Source organism: Microbacterium oxydans, from assembly GCF_006540085.1.
GTDB lineage: Bacteria > Actinomycetota > Actinomycetes > Actinomycetales > Microbacteriaceae > Microbacterium > Microbacterium oxydans.
On record NZ_BJOG01000004.1, the window covers coordinates 559,233 to 576,596 of the forward strand.

Below are 17,364 nucleotides of genomic sequence, written 5' to 3' on the forward strand. Positions count from 1 at the left end.
TTACGCTCCGACGTAGGCGGCGAGGTGCTCCCCCGTCAGTGTGGATTTTTGGGATACCAAATCTGCAGGTGTCCCTTCGAACACGATCTTGCCGCCATCATGACCGGCGCCGGGCCCGATATCGATGATCCAGTCTGCATGGGCCATCACCGCCTGATGATGTTCGATGACGATCACCGTCTTCCCGGCGTCGACGAGCCGATCGAGCAGCCCGAGGATCTTGTCGACATCAGCGAGGTGCAGGCCGGTCGTGGGTTCGTCGAGCACGTAGACGTCGCCCTTCTCCCCCATCTGGATCGCGAGCTTGATCCGCTGGCGCTCACCACCCGACAGGGTCGACAACGGCTGCCCGAGCGACAGGTAGCCGAGACCCACGTCTTCCATCCGGCCGAGGATGGCGGAAGCCGCCGGGAGCTTCGCCTCGCCCTCATCGAAGAACACCCGCGCTTCGGACACAGGCAGATCGAGCACCTCGGTGATGTCCTTGCCGGCGAGTTTGTACTCGAGAACAGCTGCCTGGAAGCGCTTGCCGCCGCAGTCCTCGCAGGGCGTCTCGATCGTGTCCATGAATCCGAGTTCCGTGATGATCACGCCGGCGCCCTTGCACGACGGGCAGGCGCCCTCTGAGTTCGCGCTGAATAGAGCCGGCTTCACGCCGTTGGCCTTGGCGAACGCCTTGCGGATCGGCTCCAGGAGGCCTGTGTACGTCGCGGGGTTGCTTCGTCGCGAGCCCTTGATCGCGGCCTGATCGATCGCCACGACGCCGTCGCGCTTCGAGACCGACCCGTGGATGAGGGAACTCTTGCCCGAGCCTGCGACGCCCGTGACGACCGTGAGCACGCCCGTCGGGATGTCGATGTCGACGTCCTGCAGGTTGTTGGCCGTCGCGCCTCTGACGTCGATCGCGCCGGTGCCGGTGCGCACCGATTCCTTCAACTGCGCCCGGTCCTCGAGGTGATCGCCGGTCTTGGTGCCGCTGGCCTTGAGACCCTCGACCGTTCCCTCGTAACAGATCTCTCCGCCGGCGCTGCCCGCACCGGGACCCAGGTCGACGACATGGTCGCCGATCATGATCGTCTCGGGTTTGTGCTCGACCACGAGCACCGTGTTCCCCTTGTCGCGCAGCTGCAGCAGGAGCCCGTTCATGCGCTGGATATCGTGCGGGTGCAATCCGATGGTCGGCTCGTCGAACACGTAGGTGATGTCGGTGAGCGAGGAACCGAGGTGGCGCAGCATCTTGATGCGCTGTGCCTCTCCCCCGGACAGCGTGCCCGAAGGCCGTTCGAGACTGAGATAGCCGAGTCCCAGGGTCACGAAGGCATCGAGGTTCGCGCTGAGCGCCTGAAGTAGTGGACCCGCGCCGGGAAGGTCGAGCCCCCGGACCCAGTCCGCGAGGTCTGTGACCTGCATGCGGCATGCGTCCGCGATGCTCACGCCCTCGATCTTCGATGACCGTGCACCCTCGGTGAGTCGCGTGCCGTCGCACTCCGGGCACACCGCGAAGGTGGCGACGCGCTCGACGAAAGCACGGATGTGCGGCTGCAACGCATCGAGATCCTTCGACAGCATCGACTTGGTGATCTTCGGGATGAGGCCTTCGTAGGTCATGTTGATCCCGGAGATCTTGACCTTCGTGACCTCTCCGTAGAGGAAGAGCTGACGCTGTTTGTCGGTGAACTGCGAGATCGGCTTATCGGCGGGATAGAACCCCGACTGAGAGAAGCCCTTCACCATCCAGCCGTCCGCCGTGTAGCCGGGAACCATGATGGCCCCTTCGTCGAGAGACCGCGACTCGTCGACGATCTGGGCGAGATCGAGGTCGGACACCGCTCCCCTGCCTTCGCATCGCGGGCACATGCCGCCGAGGTAGATCGCGTCCTTCACGATCTTCTTCTCACCGCCAGGGCCCGTCATCACCCCGCTGGCTCTCTGCGTCGGGATGTTGAACGAGAAGGCGGTGGGTCCGCCGATGTACGGCTGCCCGAGTTTGCTGAACAGGATGCGCAGCATCGCGTTGGCATCCGTCACCGTGCCGACCGTCGAACGCGGGTTCGCGCCGAGCCGCTCCTGGTCCACGATGATCGCGGTTGTCAGTCCCTCGAGGACATCGACGTCGGGCCTCGGCACCGACGGCATGAAGCCCTGCACGAAAGCGCTGTAGGTCTCGTCGATCATGCGGCGCGATTCCGCGGCGATCGTGTCGAAGACGAGCGAGCTCTTACCCGAGCCGGAGACACCGGTGAAGACGGTCAAACGGCGCTTCGGGATGTCGACGCTGACCTCTTTGAGGTTGTTCTCACGCGCGCCCTGGACGCGGATGAGGTCATGGGTGTCGGCAGGGTGCGCTTCGGTGCTCATCGGGGTCCTTCGGCTCTGCGGTGGAGATATCAGGTGGTCTGGTCTAAGCGGTCTGATTGATGCGGAGCAGATTCCCGGCCGGGTCGCGGAACGCGCAATCGCGCACGCCGTAGGGCTGGTCCATCGGCTCCTGCACGACATCGGTGCCGTGCTCGACCAGGCTCTCGAAGAGCGTGTCGAGGTCATCGCTGGCGAGGGTGAGAGCAGCGTAGCTGCCCTTCGCGATCAGCTCGAGGATCGTCTGCCGCTCGGAATCGGTGATGCCGGGATCTGTTGCCGGCGGGTGGAGGACGATCGACGTCTCAGGCTGACCGACGGGGCCGACGGTGAGCCATCGCAATCCGTCGTAGCCGACGTCGTTGCGCACTTCGAATCCGAGAGCGTCGCGGTAGAACGCGAGGGCGGCTTCCGCATCGGTGTGCGGAAGGAATGCGTAGTGGATGCTGATTCTCATGGCTCTCACGTTAGGTGGGCATCGGGGCGCGGCGCTTCTCTATTCCTGATCGGTCTCGTGACCTGCTTCGCCTGGAAGGACGGTATTCCCTCGATGGTGGTGGCGCGTTCACGGTACACGCTGGGTGAGACACCGATGAGCTCCGAGAACCTCGTGCTGAAGGTGCCGAGCGAGGAGCATCCGACTTCGAAGCACACCTCCGTCACCGTCAGGTCGCCGCGCCGCAGCAGAGCCATGGCGCGTTCGATCCGCCTCGTCATCAGATACGAGTACGGCGACTCCCCATAGGCTTCGCGGAACTGCCGGCTCAGGTGTCCGGCCGACATGTGCACTCCGCGCGCCAGCGCTTCGACATCCAGAGGTCGGGCGTACTCCCGATCGATGCGATCGCGGACCCGTCGCATGACGGCGAGCTCGCGCAGCCGAGCGTGGTCGAGGTCCGTCACGAGGATGATCTTGCCACGTCGGGGAATCGTGTCGGGGAGTTTCCCGGCGTGACGAAGAGAAACGCGGGCGGGCGCTTCTCCCCCGCTCCCGCCCTCAGGGGCGCTACCCTGAAGGGCATCCTCACAGGATTTTCTCAGAAAGGGGTCCTCACCATGTCTGAACCACTCGCAGAGGCGAAGTCGTTGTTCAAGTCGATCCGCGTCACGCTGGCCGTCGCCGGTGTTCTCGCGCTGATCGCGGGTATCGTCCTCCTCGTCTGGCCGGTCAAGTCCGCGGTCATCGTGACGGCGATCTTCGCCTCGTACCTGATCGTCGCCGGGCTCGTCTACGTCGGCCTCGGCATCTTCTCGAGCGCCAAGGGCGGGTGGGCGCGCGTCGGTCACATCGTCCTCGGACTGCTCTACATCGCTGCAGGTGTGATCGCGTTCTTCAACCTGAACGTCGCTGCGGCCACGCTCGCCTTCGTCGTCGTGATCTTCATCGGTGTCAGCTGGATCGTCGACGGCATCGTCGCTCTGTCCCTGCTGGGCAGCGACGGATCGCGCGTCTGGACGGTCCTCTACGCGATCCTGAGCATCGTCGCGGGAATCATCGTGCTGTTCTCGCCGCTGATCGCCGGCTTCGCCTTCTGGCTGCTGCTGGGGATCTCGCTGGTCGTGCTCGGAATCATCCAGATCGTCCGTGCCATCACGCTCGGTCGGGATGCGAAGGAATACGTCTCCGCCGTTCAGGGCGGAGCGACGAGCTGACGCTCATCGCCTGAAACGAGAGCGGCCCCGACTTGCGATGCAAGACGGGGCCGCTCTTCTCGTGCTCTTACTCGGCCGCGAAAGCGCTCACGTCACCGACGAGGCGCGTGTTGTCAGCGGGCACCGCGTCGACGGCCGCCCTGGCGACCTCGGCAGCGAACTCCGAGACGTTGTAGAGCTTGCCCGCCGACTCCCGGCGCTCGGCGATCGCCCCCGGGTTCGCGCGCTCCAACAGCGTCGCCGTGATGGTGCCCTCGATCATGTCGCCCGACACGACCGTGAAGCCGATGCCCTTCTCGGCGAGGCCCGGGATGCGCTCCCGGAGGGCGTCCTCGCCGGCACGCTTGGAGAGGGCGACGGGCTCGTACTCCGGCATGGTCGGTGTGGTGCGGATGAAGTGCGCCTGGTGGCTGGTGACGAACACCACGCGTGCTCCGTCAGAGAGCAGCGGGGTAGCGGCGTCGAGCACGTTGAGCTGCGCGTCGCGGTTCAGGGTGAGCGCGTAGTCCGCAGCCATGCCCGACTCCATGCCCCCTGAGGCGTTGAGCACGAGTACGTCCAGGCGGCCGTACTCGGCGCGGATAGCCTCGAACATCGCAGCGACGGACTCGGGGTCGGTGAGGTCGGCACCCACGACGAGCGCACGGCGACCGAGTTCCCGCAGCTGGGCGGCGAGCTTCTCGGCCCGGGGGGCCTTGTTGCGGAAGTTGATGACGACGTCGGCACCGGCCTCCGCCAGGTAGCGGACGGTGTCGGCGCCGATCCCCCGCGATGAACCGGTGACAAGGGCGACCTTGCCGTCGAGGGATCCTGCGGGAAGAACGTCGGTCACGGTGACTCCTCATGATGCGCGAAAAAAGCCGTGATCGCACGGCCTTCACACCCTACCAAGCGCACGCAGTGGCGCCCTGATCCGGCGCTCTGCGCGTGATACGTTGACCACAAAGGAGGCCGCATGGACAACATCGTGACGTTCGTCACGTTCATCGAGCAATGGGCGTGGATCGGCTGGCTGGTTCTCATCGCCGTATTCCTGGTGATCGAGATGCTCTCGCTGGACTTCACGTTCCTCATGCTCAGCTTCGGCGGAGTCGTCGGTCTCGTCACGGATCTGGTCGGCGTCCCCGTGTGGCTGCAGGTGATCATCGCCGCCGCCGCTGCCGCCCTGTTCATCCTGTTCCTGCGCCCTCCCCTTCTCAGACGCCTGCACCGCGGCGAGGATCCGACCAGGTCGAACGTCGACGCCCTCATAGACCTTCGCGGGATCGCGCTGAACGACATCACGCAGATCTCCGGCCAGGCCAAGCTCGCGAACGGCGACACCTGGACCGCGCGCACCGCCACCCCCGTTCCCATCCCCCAGGGTGCCCCGGTCGCCGTGACCGCGATCAACGGCGCCACGGCCATCGTCCGTCCCGTGAACGACTAGGAGAACCCCGTGAACGACGCATCGTTCATCCCCACAGCGATCCTGTGGATCCTCGTGATCGCCGTGATCATCTTCGTGGTGGTCACCGTCGCGCGAGCGATCCGCATCATCCCGCAGGCCACGGCCGGGGTGGTCGAGCGTCTCGGGCGCTATCACAAGACACTGACGCCGGGCCTCAACGTGCTCGTGCCGTTCATCGACAGGCTGCGGCCTCTGATCGACATGCGCGAGCAGGTCGTGTCCTTCCCGCCGCAGCCGGTGATCACCGAGGACAACCTCGTGGTCTCGATCGACACCGTCGTCTACTTCCAGGTGACCGACGCGCGTGCGGCGACCTACGAGATCGCGAACTACCTCGGCGCCGTCGAGCAGCTGACGACCACCACGCTTCGAAACGTGGTCGGTGGCCTCAACCTCGAGGAAGCGCTCACGAGCCGTGACAACATCAACGGTCAGTTGCGAGTCGTCCTCGACGAGGCGACAGGCAAGTGGGGCATCCGCGTCGGCCGGGTCGAGCTCAAGGCCATCGACCCGCCCATCTCGATCCAGGACTCGATGGAGAAGCAGATGCGAGCCGAGCGTGACCGCCGCGCCGCGATCCTGACCGCTGAGGGGACCAAGCAGTCCGCGATCCTCGAAGCCGAGGGTGCGCGGCAGGCGGAGATCCTCCGCGCGGAAGGTGACAAGCAAGCCGCAGTGCTGCGCGCCCAGGGTGAGGCCGAGGCCATCCAGAACGTCTTCAGCGCCATCCACCAGGGCGAGCCGGACGACAAGCTTCTGGCCTACCAGTACCTGCAGATGCTTCCGAAGATCAGCGAGGGGCAGTCCAACAAGCTCTGGATCATCCCCAGCGAACTCACCGAGGCGCTCAAGGGCATCGGCAGCGCGTTCACGCCGAAGCCCGGCCAGGGCCCGTCGAACACGCTTCCCGGCGCGTGACGCACCCGTACTTCTCGAAGACGCGGAATCCCCGAGTCCTCGCCCACCGTGGTCTGATCACCGCGGCGGGCGAGGACTCCGGCGTCTGGGAGAACTCCGCCGGGGCTTTCGCGGCCGCCCATGCCGCCGGCGTCGAGTACATCGAGACCGATTGTCAGGTCACAGCGAGCGGCGACGTGGTGCTCTTCCACGATGACGACATCGCACGACTCACCGGCGACCCCCGGCCGGTCGGTGAGGTGAGTACACGTGAGCTGCGCACCCTGTTCGAGGACCACGGGGGCCTGCTGACCGTCGCAGAAGCACTCGATTCCTTCCCGGACGTGCGGTTCAACATCGACGTGAAGACGTCGTCCGCTGTCGAGCCTCTCGGGAAGATCCTGGTCGACGACACGCACCGGGTGCTCGTGACGAGCTTCTCCGACGCCAATCGACGGGGAACGGTGGCGTCCGTGTTGCGGGCAGGGGCGGCGCTTCGTCCGGCCACGTCCGGAGGCAGCGCGACGATCGCCTCCCTGCGAGCGCTCTCGGCACTCCGCCTCTCCCCCGCGCGCATCCTTCGCGGCATCGATGCTCTGCAGATCCCGGAGCGCCACCGCGCACTGACGGTGCTGACTCCTGCTCTTCTGCGGGCCTCGCACCGGCACGGAGTGGAGGTGCACATCTGGACCGTCAACGAGGCTGCAGACATGCGCCGTCTCATCGACCTCGGTGTCGACGGCATCGTGTCGGACCGCGCTGATCTCGCCCTGAAGACTCTCGCCCCGCGTTAGCGGCGACCCGCCTCATAACCTCCTCCGCTGGGATTAACCTGTGAGTTCCGCCGAGAACTCGCCCGCGTGGATGAAGCCCACAGGCTGGAGCGTTATACCTGACAGCGACGAGAGGACCACACAATGGCAGATCGCAGCCTGCGCGGCATCCGACTCGGCGCCCAGAGCCTACAGAGCGAAGAGGGCGTCGTTTTCATGGAGCGCCGTGAGACCACCTACACCTGTGACACATGCGGCCACGTCACGAACCTGATGTTCGCGGCGGATGCCGAGCCGCCCCAGACCTGGGAGTGCCGCGCCTGCGGTGCCGAGGCTCGACTGAACGTCGACGGCCAGGCCGTCACGCTCGAGGCGAGCGACGAGAAGGCCGCCCGCACCCACTGGGACATGCTGCTGGAGCGCCGTACGCGCGCCGAGCTCGAGGAGCTGCTGGAAGAGCGCCTCGCCTTCATCCGGGCCCGCCGCGGTGCCGGAGAAGACCCGACCCGCGAGAAGATCGGCGCCTAGCGCCTCCTGGCGCGCCACCACCCGAGGAGGAGCGCGCCGAGACCGCCCCACAGCACGACTGCCTGGATCCAGGGGCCCAGCACCACACCAGCCGTGAGGCCGGAGCGCAGCTCGACATCCTCGAGCATGGCTCCGGCCTCATCTGCGTCCAGGCTCGTGACCGTGGAGCCGTCAGCACGGATGATCTGGCTCGTGCCGACGGTCGAGACGTTCACCACGCTTCTGCCGGTCTCGATGGCCCTCATGCGTGCAAAGGCCAGCTGCTGCAGGTTCTCGTCCGTGCCACGGAAGTCGGCATTGTTGGTCTGGAACACCAGCACCTCTGCCCCCGCGTTCAGGCCCTGCCAGATCACATCGTCGTAGATCACATCGAAGCAGATGGCGAGACCGACGCGGACCCCGTCGACGTCGACGATCGGAGGGTTCGAACCCGGCGTGTACTCCCGTTGGATGAGACCGATCAGCTCCGGGGCGAGCGCGTTGAAGAACGGGCGATCCGGCACGTACTCGCCGAAGGGGACGGGGTGCCGTTTGTCGTGCAGCTGCCTCGCGGTGCCGTCGAGGTTCCAGAGCATCGAGGTGTTGAAGAAGCGGTCGTCACGACCTGTTGGCGCGTTGGCGAGGAGCGGTGCGTCGATCCGGTTCGCGATGAGGGTCATCCGCCGCGCCAGCGCATCGCTCTGAAAAGGGTCCGCGTCCAATGACCCTTCCGGCCAGACCAGCAGGTCGACGTCTTCGCCGTAAAGAGGGGCGGTCGCCTCTGTCTGCGCCTGGATCACCGCGAACGGCTCGCGATCGTCGAAGTACCCCGTCGGGCCGTTCCCCTGCACGGCGGCGATCCGCATCGAGCCGCTGGTCGCGGTCGGGAAGAGCGGGGTGAACAGCAGCACCACCACGAGGGCTGCCGGCGCGATCAGCCGCAAGGGCCGGCGCCATGCGCGCAGCCGCACGACTTCGATCAGCATCGCCACGACGAGCACCATGAGGAAGCTGAGCCCGCTCACGCCGACCCAGGAGGAGACGGACGCGAGGGGACTCTCGGCCTGACTCATGCCGATACGTGCCCAAGGAAAGCCGCCGTAGGGCCAGGAGCCGACGAACAGCTCGCGGCCGACCCAGAGGGCCGCGACGACCGTCGGGAGCCCCAGAAGGCGCCCCGCTGTCCCGGGGAAGGCTTTCGGGAGCCAGCGATAGGCGAGCGCAATCGGGATGAGGGCGATCGCCGTCAGCACGCCCTCGACGACGCTCAGGGCGGCCCACGGGATGGGGCCGAGGTATCGCGATGTCCAGGAGACCAGGAGCCCGAAGAACAGGATGCCGTAGACCAGCCCGACGAGCAGCGCACCCCCGAACCGTCGTCCTATCAGCGCGAGCAGCAGAAGAGCTGTCGCTGGGAAGGCGAAGATCCAGATCGCGGCCTCCGGATACGCCAGATTCATCACCAGGGCGGCCAGTCCGGCGGCGAGCACAGCAGCCCAGAGGGGCAGGAGGGCGCGTTGTGGCGCGGTTTTCGAGGTCATTCCGTCCATCTCACATCGACGAGTAGGCGACGATGCCGCGGCGCACGCCATCGAGCGCGGCCCGTGCCGTTCGTGCGAGTGCGGCATCTTCCGCGACGATGGAGAGCTGATCGAGCAGATCGATCGTTTGCTTGGCCCAGCGCACGAAGTCTCCTGCAGCCATGTCGGCGTCGATCAGGACGCGGTCGAGCATGCCGCCGCGGGCCCAGGAGTGCATCGCCCCGGCCAGCCCCGCCGCCAGCGGCTCACTCCCGGGCAGGTGGTGATCCTGCTCCAGATCGTCGAGCTCGGCCCAGAGCGTCGTCGTCTTCTCGTATGCGGCCCGGAAGGCGCCTCGGGGCAGACCCCGCTCCCCCGAATTCGCCTCGTCACGGCGAGGCTCATAGACGAGGCAGCACGCCATCGCCGCGAGTGAAGGAGCATCCAGCCCCGCCCACAGTCCCTGACGGAGCGACTCCGCGACGAGCAGATCCCGCTCGCCGTAGATGCGACGCATGGTGCGTCCCGCTTCGGTCAGCGCCGTCTCTCCGTCGACTTCGGTGAGGTAGTCGAGCGTCTCCAGTACCTCGACCACGCGGTCGAAGACGCGTGCGACCGTGCCGGTGCGCGTCTCGATCTGACGGCGGATCCGATCGGTCTGGCGCTTGAGCTTCCAATACCGCTCCGCCCACCGCGCGTGAGCTTCGCGATCCAGACAACGATGGCACGGGTGCCGCTGCATCTGCGTGCGCAACGACTGGATTCGCTTCATCCGCTTGTCGCGTGAAGCGCGAGGGGCGTTCGAGTCCTGCCGGTTCTTCTTCTCGAGGTCGCTCAGTTCGCGCCGGATGGCCGCGTACTCGGGGTAGTCCCCGTGCTCACAGGCCATCGCGCTCTGGTAGCCGGCCAACGACTCCTCGGCCTCGCGCACCTGGCGTGCGAGCCCGACGACGGCCCGATCTGCTTGGAACTGCGCGAACGACGATTCCAGGATCTGCCGCGCCCTGGGCTTGCCGAACATGTCGATCAGGTTCACGGCCATGTTGTAGGTCGGGCGGAAGCTGGAGTTCAACGGATACGTGCGCCGGGACGCGAGTGCGGCGACCGCCTGCGGATCCATGCCCTCGGTCCACTGCACGACGGCGTGGCCCTCGACGTCGATGCCGCGACGCCCTGCGCGACCGGTGAGCTGGGTGTACTCCCCCGAGGTGATGGCGACGCGGGCTTCGCCGTTGAACTTCTCCATCTTCTCGAGGACGACGGTGCGCGCCGGCATGTTGATGCCGAGGGCGAGCGTCTCGGTGGCGAAGACCACCTTCACGAGCTTGCGCTGATAGAGCTCCTCGACGACCTCCTTGAAAGCGGGCAGCAAGCCCGCGTGGTGCGAGGCGATTCCGCGTTCGAGGTTGTCGAGCCATTCCCAGTAGCCGAGCACACCGAGGTCTTCGTCCTGGAGGGTCCGCGTGCGCTCCTCGACGATGGCGCGGATCTCCGCGCGCTCCTCGTTGGACGTGAGCCTGATACCGGAGCGGCGCACCTGCTGTACCGCGGCATCGCACCCCACGCGGCTGAAGATGAAGAAGATGGCAGGGAGCAGATTCGCGCGTTCGAGCAGACGGACGACGTCGGGCCGATCCATTCGCTCGATGCGGCGCGCGTTGGCAGCACGGACCGGACGTCGTCCCCCGCGCGGCGGACGCTTCGCCTGACGTCCGGCATGGCGGTCGCTGCGGTACGACTGCGCCTGCCGGTTGTTCTCGTATGTCGTGCCCGTCGCGGAGCGGATCCGCATGAGCTCCTGGTTGACCTGCGCGGTGGCCAGACCCGCCCGATCGTCGAACAGCGGCAGCAGGTCGTCACGGACGAGGACGTGCTGTTCGAGCGGCACGGGACGGATCTCGGAGACGATGACCTCGGTATCGCCGCGCACCGTGTCCAGCCAGTCGCCGAACTCCTCCGCGTTCGACACCGTCGCGCTCAACGACACCAGGCGGACGCGGGCGGGGAGGTGGATGATGACCTCTTCCCAGACCGCTCCACGGAATCGGTCAGCGAGGTAGTGCACCTCGTCCATGACCACGTAGCGCAGATCCCTCAGCGCCGCCGAGTCGGCGTAGATCATGTTGCGCAGGACCTCGGTCGTCATGACGACGATCCGCGCATTGCCGTTGATGTTGGTGTCGCCGGTGAGCAGGCCCACCTGATCGGCCCCGTAGACGTCGACCAGCTCGCGGAACTTCTGGTTCGACAGTGCCTTCATCGGCGTCGTGTAGAAGGCCTTGTCGCTCGATGTCTGCATCGCGAGATGGATCGCGAACTCGCCGACGATCGTCTTGCCTGCACCTGTCGGAGCAGCGACCAACACGCTTCGTCCACCCTCGAGTGCATGACAGCCGGCGACCTGGAACGGGTCGAGATCGAACTTCTGCAGCGCCGCGAACGCCGTTGACTGCGGATGCTCCCCCGCTTCCCGCGCGCGAGCGTATTTCTCCGAAGGCGAACTCATGCCGGATCCGGCAGAAGCCCTGATGCCTCGTCACGCTTGCGCTTGCGCCGGTCGAAGATGAGCGAGAGACCGGCAGCGGCGAAGAACAGCACGATGAGGATGCCTGCCAGCATCAGCATGCTGACGACGTCTGCCGCGGGTGTCGCGAGCGCGGCGAAGACCGTCGCGATGATGATCGCGACGCGCCATCCCTTGAGGATCGCCCGTCCGGACATCACACCTGCGAGGTTGAGGGCGACGAGGAACACCGGCAGCACGAAGGAGATGCCGATCACGATCATCAGCTTGAAGATGAAGTCGTAATACTCCTGCGCCGAGTACAGGTTCGTCGCGCCTGCCGGGGTGAAGCTCCACATCAGCTCGATGATGTGCGGCATGATCATGACGCCGAGGTAGCAGCCGGCGAAGAACAGCGGAACGGCGGCGACCACGAAGCCGACGGTGTACCTGACCTCTTTGCGCGTGAGTCCGGGCATGATGAACGCCCAGATCTGCCACAGCCACACGGGTGCGGACAGGAAGATGCCGATCGAGAACGCGATGCGCATGCGCATGTCGAACGCGGCCGTGACGGTGCCGAAGTTGAGCGCGCTGAAATCGTCTCCGCGCTTCTCGGCGATGATGCGGACCGGTTCGGTGATGAAGTTGATGATCGGATCGGCGATGAGGAAGGCGATCACCATTCCGACGAGCAGGGCGAGCGCAGCGAACATGAGGCGCTTGCGCAGTTCGACGAGATGCGCGCCGAGCGACATCCGTCGATCCCGATCCGCCTTCGGCATCACGGTCGGTTCGATGGCTGCCACGGCCGGTCAGGCGCGGGGCGGGGTCTCAGGGTCGATGCCCGAGTCCTTCACCGTGGTCGGCTCGGCGGCTGCGGAGTCGGTGCGAGCGGCGTCGTCGTCCTTCATGGCCTTCATCTCGCCCTTGAACACGCGAGCCGACTGGCCCATGCTCTTCGCGAGAGCCGGCAACTTGGCCGCACCGAACAGAAGGAGGATCACGGCGAGCACAATCAGCAGGTGCCAGCCTTGCATTCCAGCGAACATGTCAGGTTTCCCGTCGTCGGTGAGCGTTCGATCCAGTCTACAGATCAAACCTCTGCTTCGGGCTGGTGATAGAGCGCGAGTCCCGCAGCAGCCCACTCCCTCGTCGCCGTACGGCCCAGCGCGGGCTCCAGAACCTCCATCGCCCCGCCGAAGCGCGCAGCGAGCCGCTTGATACCCCGCGGGTCCGCGAGGTGCAGCTGCGCTGTGACCGCACCGTCCACCGCGTCGGTGGTTCCGGTGGGCACGAAACCGCCGAGCAGAGGAGCCAGCCTCTCCGGCACCCGCACCGTGACGGTCCGTTCCTCCTCGAGCCCTGCGAAGGCTTCGGGGACGTGATCTCCCTGATGCGTGATCGGGATGTCGGTGAGCGCCGGCGCGCTGACCCGGTCGAGGTGGAAAGTGCGCATGGCCTTGCGCAGGTGGCACCACCCCTGCAGGTACCACTGACCGTTGGTGATGAGGATCTGCATCGGATCCACGGTGCGAGTGGTCGGCGCGGCGTCGGGAGCCTGATACGTGAACGCGATCGCGACGCCCTCATGCAGTCCGCGGGCCACCGCCTCGCGCACCTCGTCGACGGCACTGGGGGCGACGACGACATCGGCGGGCGCGTCCGCCGCGCCACGGGACAGCTTGGAGATCAGTCCGGCGACGAGACCCGAGTCCGAGACGGCCGGGACCGCCGCGACCATCTGGAGCCCTGCGAGCAGCGCCGCAGCCTCGCGAGCGGTGAAGCGCGGGACGCGGCGTAGAGCCACATCGTTCGTGATCTCGATCACGTCTTCCAGATCGAGGAGGTCCCAGTTGATGTCGAACATCTCTTGCGGCTGCTGCCAGTACCCCGCTTCTCCGGGGAGACCGATCACGGTGAGCTTCTCCACCATCCCGCGCATCTCCTGCGGCGTGACGGCGAACTCCGCGGCCGCCTCCTCGAGAGAGACCTGTCCGTGCTCCAGGAGATAGGGAACCAGTGTGAGATACAGGCGCACGCGATCGGCGGCGAGCAGGGGCTTCGAGATCGCGCTCACTTCGTCTCCTCCGCTCCGGAGTGGGCGTTCACGACGGCACGCAGCCGCGAGATCACGGCTTCCCGCAAGGGTGCCGGGTCGACCACTCGTACTTCCGGTCCGTACGAGGCGAGCTCGTCGGCGAGGATGTGCAGGTCGACGAAGGGCACGTTGATGCCCTGCGTAGCCGGCGAGGCGCGTCGTCCCAGCCGCAACGCCGCCTCCGTGCCGGGGGTGACCTCCAGAAGGGCCGAGTTCTCGGCGGCGACGCGCTCCAGCCCGGCGAGTGCGCGATCTCCTGCGCCGTCGCGCAGCACCGGATCGAAGCTCTGGGGAGTCATGCGTACGTCCCCGACGATCCGGCTGAGCAGGAAGGTGCGGTCCTCCTCCACATCGACATCGATGCCGTAGACATGCCACCGTGCCTCGTAATCGACCAGAGCCAGCGGCCGGATACGGCGGCGGCGCGGCGCATCCTCTCCGGGCTTCAAGTACTCGAACGTGACCACCCTGCACCGCTCGATCGCATCCTGCAGAGGCGAGAACGCCGCATCGCGCGCGGTGATGCGCGGCGCGAACCCGATGATCGGCTCGTCGCCGTCGATGCCGAGGGCGCGAATCTTGCGGACGCCGGACTGCGCGTCCCCGGAGACCGATTCGGAGCTCCAGACGCTTCCGGCGAGCTGCAGCACCGCGAGCTCGGCCGGCGAGAACTCGATGTCGCTGGGGAGGTCGTACTCCGCCTGCGGGATGCGATAGCGCGCCTCGCGGAGATCGTTCGGATCCGCTGCGTCCCCGATGGTCTCGATGGGTACGCCGAGTGAGCGCAGCTCGTCCTTGTCCCGCTCGAACATCTTCTCGAGCGCATCCGACCGGGTACCGGCCTCGGCGCGCTGCCGGTACCCGGAGACGTTGTCGAGGATCTGCTGCTTGGTCAACCCGATCTCCGTGGCCATCAGCGCCACGACGAGATTCGTCAGACGCTCCTCCGCGGGGATCCGGGCTGCCATCACGGCGTGGGCGCCGTCACTGCGCCCAGGATGTCGACGACGACCGCAGTGGCCGGAGCGTTCTCGGCGGCGGGGAAGACGACGAGGAGCTGGGATCCGACCGTGGCTCCGACGAGCTGTTCGGCAGCCACGCTGACGCTGGCATCGGCACCCCACGAGCTCGTGGTGACCTTCTTGTCGTCCCAACCGACGCCCATGATGTTGGTGACGACGATGTCGTCCTTCTTCACCTTCGGACCGTCGCCCTTGATCAGCGTCTGCGTGGTGATCTCCTTGGGGGCGGGAACGTCGGGGATGATGACTCCCGGCGTGCCGTCGGGAGCGCGCACCACGGTGGGGAGTCCTCGCGCGTCATTGAACTGCAACGCGCCGGATGCCTTCGCCGGCATCACATCGAGCACGTCGATGACCGCCACGATGTTCTCCCCCTTTTCGAGTCCGAACGCCTGGACGTTCTGCTCGCCGAAGTCCTCCGGGGTGAGCACGGCGAGGACGCGGCTGCCCTCGGTCGCGCACTCCAGCACATCGGACAGACCGGCAGAGCGCTGCGCCCAGTAGTCGATGCTGTGCACGCGGCTCTGGTCGCCGTTGAACTCGGACTGGTAGAGCTTCTCGCCGCTGTCGCCGCCGTAGAAGGCGATATCGAGCACCACGGGCTGGAACTTCGAGCCCAGCGCGAGGCCATCGCCGACCGTCACATCGGCGAAGGCCGTCTTGTCGGACTTGACGGGCCCGAAGACCTCGACGTCGGGCAGCGAACCGAGGTCACCGCTCACGTCGGCGACGTTCAGGATCTTGTCGTCACCACCGCGATCACAGGCGGCGACACCGTCGGATGCGGTCGCGGTGCAGCCCGTCAGGGCGAGGACGGCGAGGCTGAGGGAGGCCAGAACGGCGGACGTTTTACGCACGCGCTCCAGTCTATTCCGTCGCGTGCCCGGAATCGCGCGATGCGGCGGCAAGGCGCGCCCCTTCCGCAGCCTTCTCCGCCTCCCGTGCGCGCTTGCGGAGATTCTTGTCGCTGATCTCGCGGTCGCCCACGGCACCGGGGGTCCACGCCTCCACGTCCTCGTCGCCATAGCTGCTCTTGGATGCCCGTCGCTTCACGGAGGGGGCGACCGCACCCGGCGCGAGCCTGCGCGCGGTGAGCAGGAAGCCGGTGTGCGCGACCATGCGGTGATCAGGCCGCACGGCGAGGCCCTCCACATGCCAGCCGCGAACCATCGTCTCGGAGGCATCGGGTTCGGTGAAGAGACCCGTGGCGCGGATGTACTCCGCCACACGGGAGAGCTGAGTGGCTGTCGCCACGTAGCAGAGCACGACGCCACCGGGGGTCAGCGCATCGGCGACGGCGTCCATGCACTCCCACGGAGCGAGCATGTCGAGCACCACCCGATCGACGGAGGCCGGCGTCACCTCGCGGGGAAGGGATTCCACGAGATCGCCGACCACGACGCGCCAGGTGTCAGGGCGCTCCCCGAAGAACGTCTCCACATTGCCGCGGGCGACATCGGCGAAGTCCTCGCGGCGTTCGAAGGAGATCAGCGTTCCCGCCGGTCCCACGGCTCGCAGGAGGGAAAGGGAGAGAGCGCCGGAGCCGACACCCGCCTCGACCACGACCGAGCCGGGGAAGATGTCGGCCTGCATCACGATCTGCGCCGCGTCCTTCGGGTACACGATCGCCGCTCCGCGCGGCATCGACATCGCGAAATCGCGCAGCAACGGACGCAGCGCCAGGTAGTCGTGCCCCGAGCTGTTCGCCACGACGGAGCCGTCGGGAAGTCCGATGAGGTCGCGGTGGCGGAGCACGCCCTGATGCGTGTGCAGCTCGCCGTCCTCGCGGAGCGTCACGGTGTGCAGGCGCCCCTTGGGGCCGGTGAGCTGCACCCGGTCGCCGGCGCGGAAGGGGCCACTCGGCCGGTTCGGGCTGGCTTCGGTCATCGGGCGGCTCCTGTCGCGGTTGCGCGGCTGTCGTAGAGATCGGTCAGGTCCACCGCGCCTCGGCCGTCCAGCGTGTCCCACAGCTCGTGAGCGCCGAGGTGGTCGAGAGGCACGATGTGCGGGACCGCGAGGGTGAGCGCGCCCGAGGCGAGGCCCGCTCGCACCCCGGTCGGCGAGTCCTCGATGACGATCACCTCGGCGATGTCGACGTCCAGAAGAGCCGCTGCCTGCAGGTAAGGCTCGGGATGCGGCTTGGGGTTGTCCACGTCGTCGCCCGCGACCACGATGTCGAACGCGTCGAACTCGATCAGGTCGACCACGTTGAGGGCCATGCGGCGCAACGACATCGTCACCAGCCCTGTCGGGATCCCCGCGTCGCGGAGGTCGCGGAGCAGTTCGCGCGCACCGGGGCGGAACGGGACGCCCTGGGTGCGCAGCGACTCCTGCACGACGTCGGTGAGATGCGAGACGATCGCCTCGGCTTCCATGGCGACTCCGGCGTTCTGCAGGATGACCGCGCTGTCGATCAGGCCGCTTCCCACGAGCTGAAGTGCATCCTCATGGGTCCAGGAGCCTCCGAACGACTGGACGAGCGCCGTCTCGGCCGCCATCCAATACGGTTCGGTGTCGACGAGTGTTCCATCCATGTCCCACAGGACCGCGCTGGGCTTTCTGCTCACTGAACCCATGCTAGCC

18 protein-coding genes are annotated in these 17,364 nt (G+C 66.7%); 5 read left to right on the forward strand and 13 right to left on the reverse strand.

Features of this window, described 5'->3' with window-relative positions; all coding sequences use genetic code 11:
- The 3 genes from MOX01_RS10670 to MOX01_RS10680 are packed head-to-tail and all read right to left on the reverse strand — an operon-like array spanning position 1 to position 3,216.
- Complete coding sequence (locus MOX01_RS10670; RefSeq protein WP_141369565.1) at positions 1-2,358, reverse strand: ATP-binding cassette domain-containing protein; 2,358 nt, start codon at positions 2,356-2,358, stop codon at positions 1-3.
- A 43-nt stretch (positions 2,359-2,401) separates the two neighbouring features.
- Positions 2,402-2,812, reverse strand: coding sequence for a VOC family protein (locus tag MOX01_RS10675; protein WP_061015930.1), 411 nt, complete (start codon positions 2,810-2,812; stop codon positions 2,402-2,404).
- A 5-nt stretch (positions 2,813-2,817) separates the two neighbouring features.
- Positions 2,818-3,216: a helix-turn-helix transcriptional regulator gene (locus tag MOX01_RS10680; protein WP_058631215.1), complete on the reverse strand. Its 399-nt coding sequence runs from the start codon at positions 3,214-3,216 to the stop codon at positions 2,818-2,820.
- A 195-nt stretch (positions 3,217-3,411) separates the two neighbouring features.
- Here MOX01_RS10680 and MOX01_RS10685 point away from each other — a divergent pair, with 195 nt between their 5' ends.
- Entirely contained in the window at positions 3,412-4,008 is a 597-nt protein-coding gene (locus MOX01_RS10685; protein ID WP_046746993.1) for an HdeD family acid-resistance protein, read from the forward strand.
- A gap of 67 nt (positions 4,009-4,075) precedes the next feature.
- On the opposite strand, the gene MOX01_RS10690 is transcribed toward MOX01_RS10685, so the two are convergent.
- Positions 4,076-4,840 (reverse strand): SDR family oxidoreductase, encoded by a 765-nt coding sequence (locus tag MOX01_RS10690; protein ID WP_046746994.1) that lies wholly within the window; start codon positions 4,838-4,840, stop codon positions 4,076-4,078.
- A gap of 123 nt (positions 4,841-4,963) precedes the next feature.
- Here MOX01_RS10690 and MOX01_RS10695 point away from each other — a divergent pair, with 123 nt between their 5' ends.
- The 4 genes from MOX01_RS10695 (at position 4,964) to MOX01_RS10710 (ending at position 7,656) form a co-directional block, all read left to right on the forward strand.
- Complete coding sequence (locus MOX01_RS10695; protein WP_046746995.1) at positions 4,964-5,437, forward strand: NfeD family protein; 474 nt, start codon at positions 4,964-4,966, stop codon at positions 5,435-5,437.
- 9 nt (positions 5,438-5,446) lie between these two features.
- On the forward strand, positions 5,447-6,376 hold the full coding sequence (locus MOX01_RS10700) for an SPFH domain-containing protein (protein ID WP_046746996.1): 930 nt from the start codon (positions 5,447-5,449) through the stop codon (positions 6,374-6,376).
- On the forward strand, positions 6,373-7,149 hold the full coding sequence (locus MOX01_RS10705; protein WP_046746997.1) for a glycerophosphodiester phosphodiesterase family protein: 777 nt from the start codon (positions 6,373-6,375) through the stop codon (positions 7,147-7,149). Before MOX01_RS10700 ends, MOX01_RS10705 begins: the two co-directional genes overlap by 4 nt.
- Positions 7,150-7,272: 123 nt before the next feature.
- Positions 7,273-7,656, forward strand: a complete 384-nt coding sequence (locus MOX01_RS10710; protein WP_021200565.1) for an RNA polymerase-binding protein RbpA — start codon at positions 7,273-7,275, stop codon at positions 7,654-7,656.
- On the opposite strand, the gene lnt is transcribed toward MOX01_RS10710, so the two are convergent.
- The 9 genes from lnt to MOX01_RS10755 are packed head-to-tail and all read right to left on the reverse strand — an operon-like array spanning position 7,653 to position 17,357.
- The gene (gene lnt, locus MOX01_RS10715) at positions 7,653-9,185 is read right to left on the reverse strand and encodes an apolipoprotein N-acyltransferase (protein ID WP_141369567.1); all 1,533 of its coding nucleotides are present in this window, start codon (positions 9,183-9,185) and stop codon (positions 7,653-7,655) included. The two genes, MOX01_RS10710 and lnt, sit on opposite strands and share 4 nt — an antisense overlap.
- Before the next feature lies 1 nt (position 9,186).
- Positions 9,187-11,661: a DEAD/DEAH box helicase gene (locus MOX01_RS10720; RefSeq protein WP_141369569.1), complete on the reverse strand. Its 2,475-nt coding sequence runs from the start codon at positions 11,659-11,661 to the stop codon at positions 9,187-9,189.
- Positions 11,658-12,416, reverse strand: a complete 759-nt coding sequence (gene tatC, locus MOX01_RS10725) for a twin-arginine translocase subunit TatC (protein ID WP_045265395.1) — start codon at positions 12,414-12,416, stop codon at positions 11,658-11,660. Before tatC ends, MOX01_RS10720 begins: the two co-directional genes overlap by 4 nt.
- Positions 12,417-12,473: 57 nt before the next feature.
- Positions 12,474-12,710, reverse strand: a complete 237-nt coding sequence (tatA, locus tag MOX01_RS10730; protein ID WP_021200561.1) for a Sec-independent protein translocase subunit TatA — start codon at positions 12,708-12,710, stop codon at positions 12,474-12,476.
- Positions 12,711-12,754: 44 nt separating this feature from the next.
- The gene (locus MOX01_RS10735) at positions 12,755-13,738 is read right to left on the reverse strand and encodes a helix-turn-helix transcriptional regulator (protein ID WP_141369571.1); all 984 of its coding nucleotides are present in this window, start codon (positions 13,736-13,738) and stop codon (positions 12,755-12,757) included.
- A complete protein-coding gene (locus MOX01_RS10740; protein ID WP_058631171.1) occupies positions 13,735-14,727 on the reverse strand; it encodes a helix-turn-helix transcriptional regulator in 993 nt (330 codons plus the stop codon). Before MOX01_RS10740 ends, MOX01_RS10735 begins: the two co-directional genes overlap by 4 nt.
- Entirely contained in the window at positions 14,727-15,638 is a 912-nt protein-coding gene (locus tag MOX01_RS10745) for an FKBP-type peptidyl-prolyl cis-trans isomerase (protein ID WP_058631170.1), read from the reverse strand. The genes MOX01_RS10740 and MOX01_RS10745 overlap by 1 nt, the downstream gene beginning before the upstream one ends.
- Positions 15,639-15,648: 10 nt before the next feature.
- The gene (locus tag MOX01_RS10750; RefSeq protein ID WP_058631169.1) at positions 15,649-16,668 is read right to left on the reverse strand and encodes a tRNA (adenine-N1)-methyltransferase; all 1,020 of its coding nucleotides are present in this window, start codon (positions 16,666-16,668) and stop codon (positions 15,649-15,651) included.
- Positions 16,665-17,357 (reverse strand): HAD family hydrolase, encoded by a 693-nt coding sequence (locus MOX01_RS10755; RefSeq protein ID WP_371861856.1) that lies wholly within the window; start codon positions 17,355-17,357, stop codon positions 16,665-16,667. The genes MOX01_RS10750 and MOX01_RS10755 overlap by 4 nt, the downstream gene beginning before the upstream one ends.
- Positions 17,358-17,364: the final 7 nt, after the last annotated feature.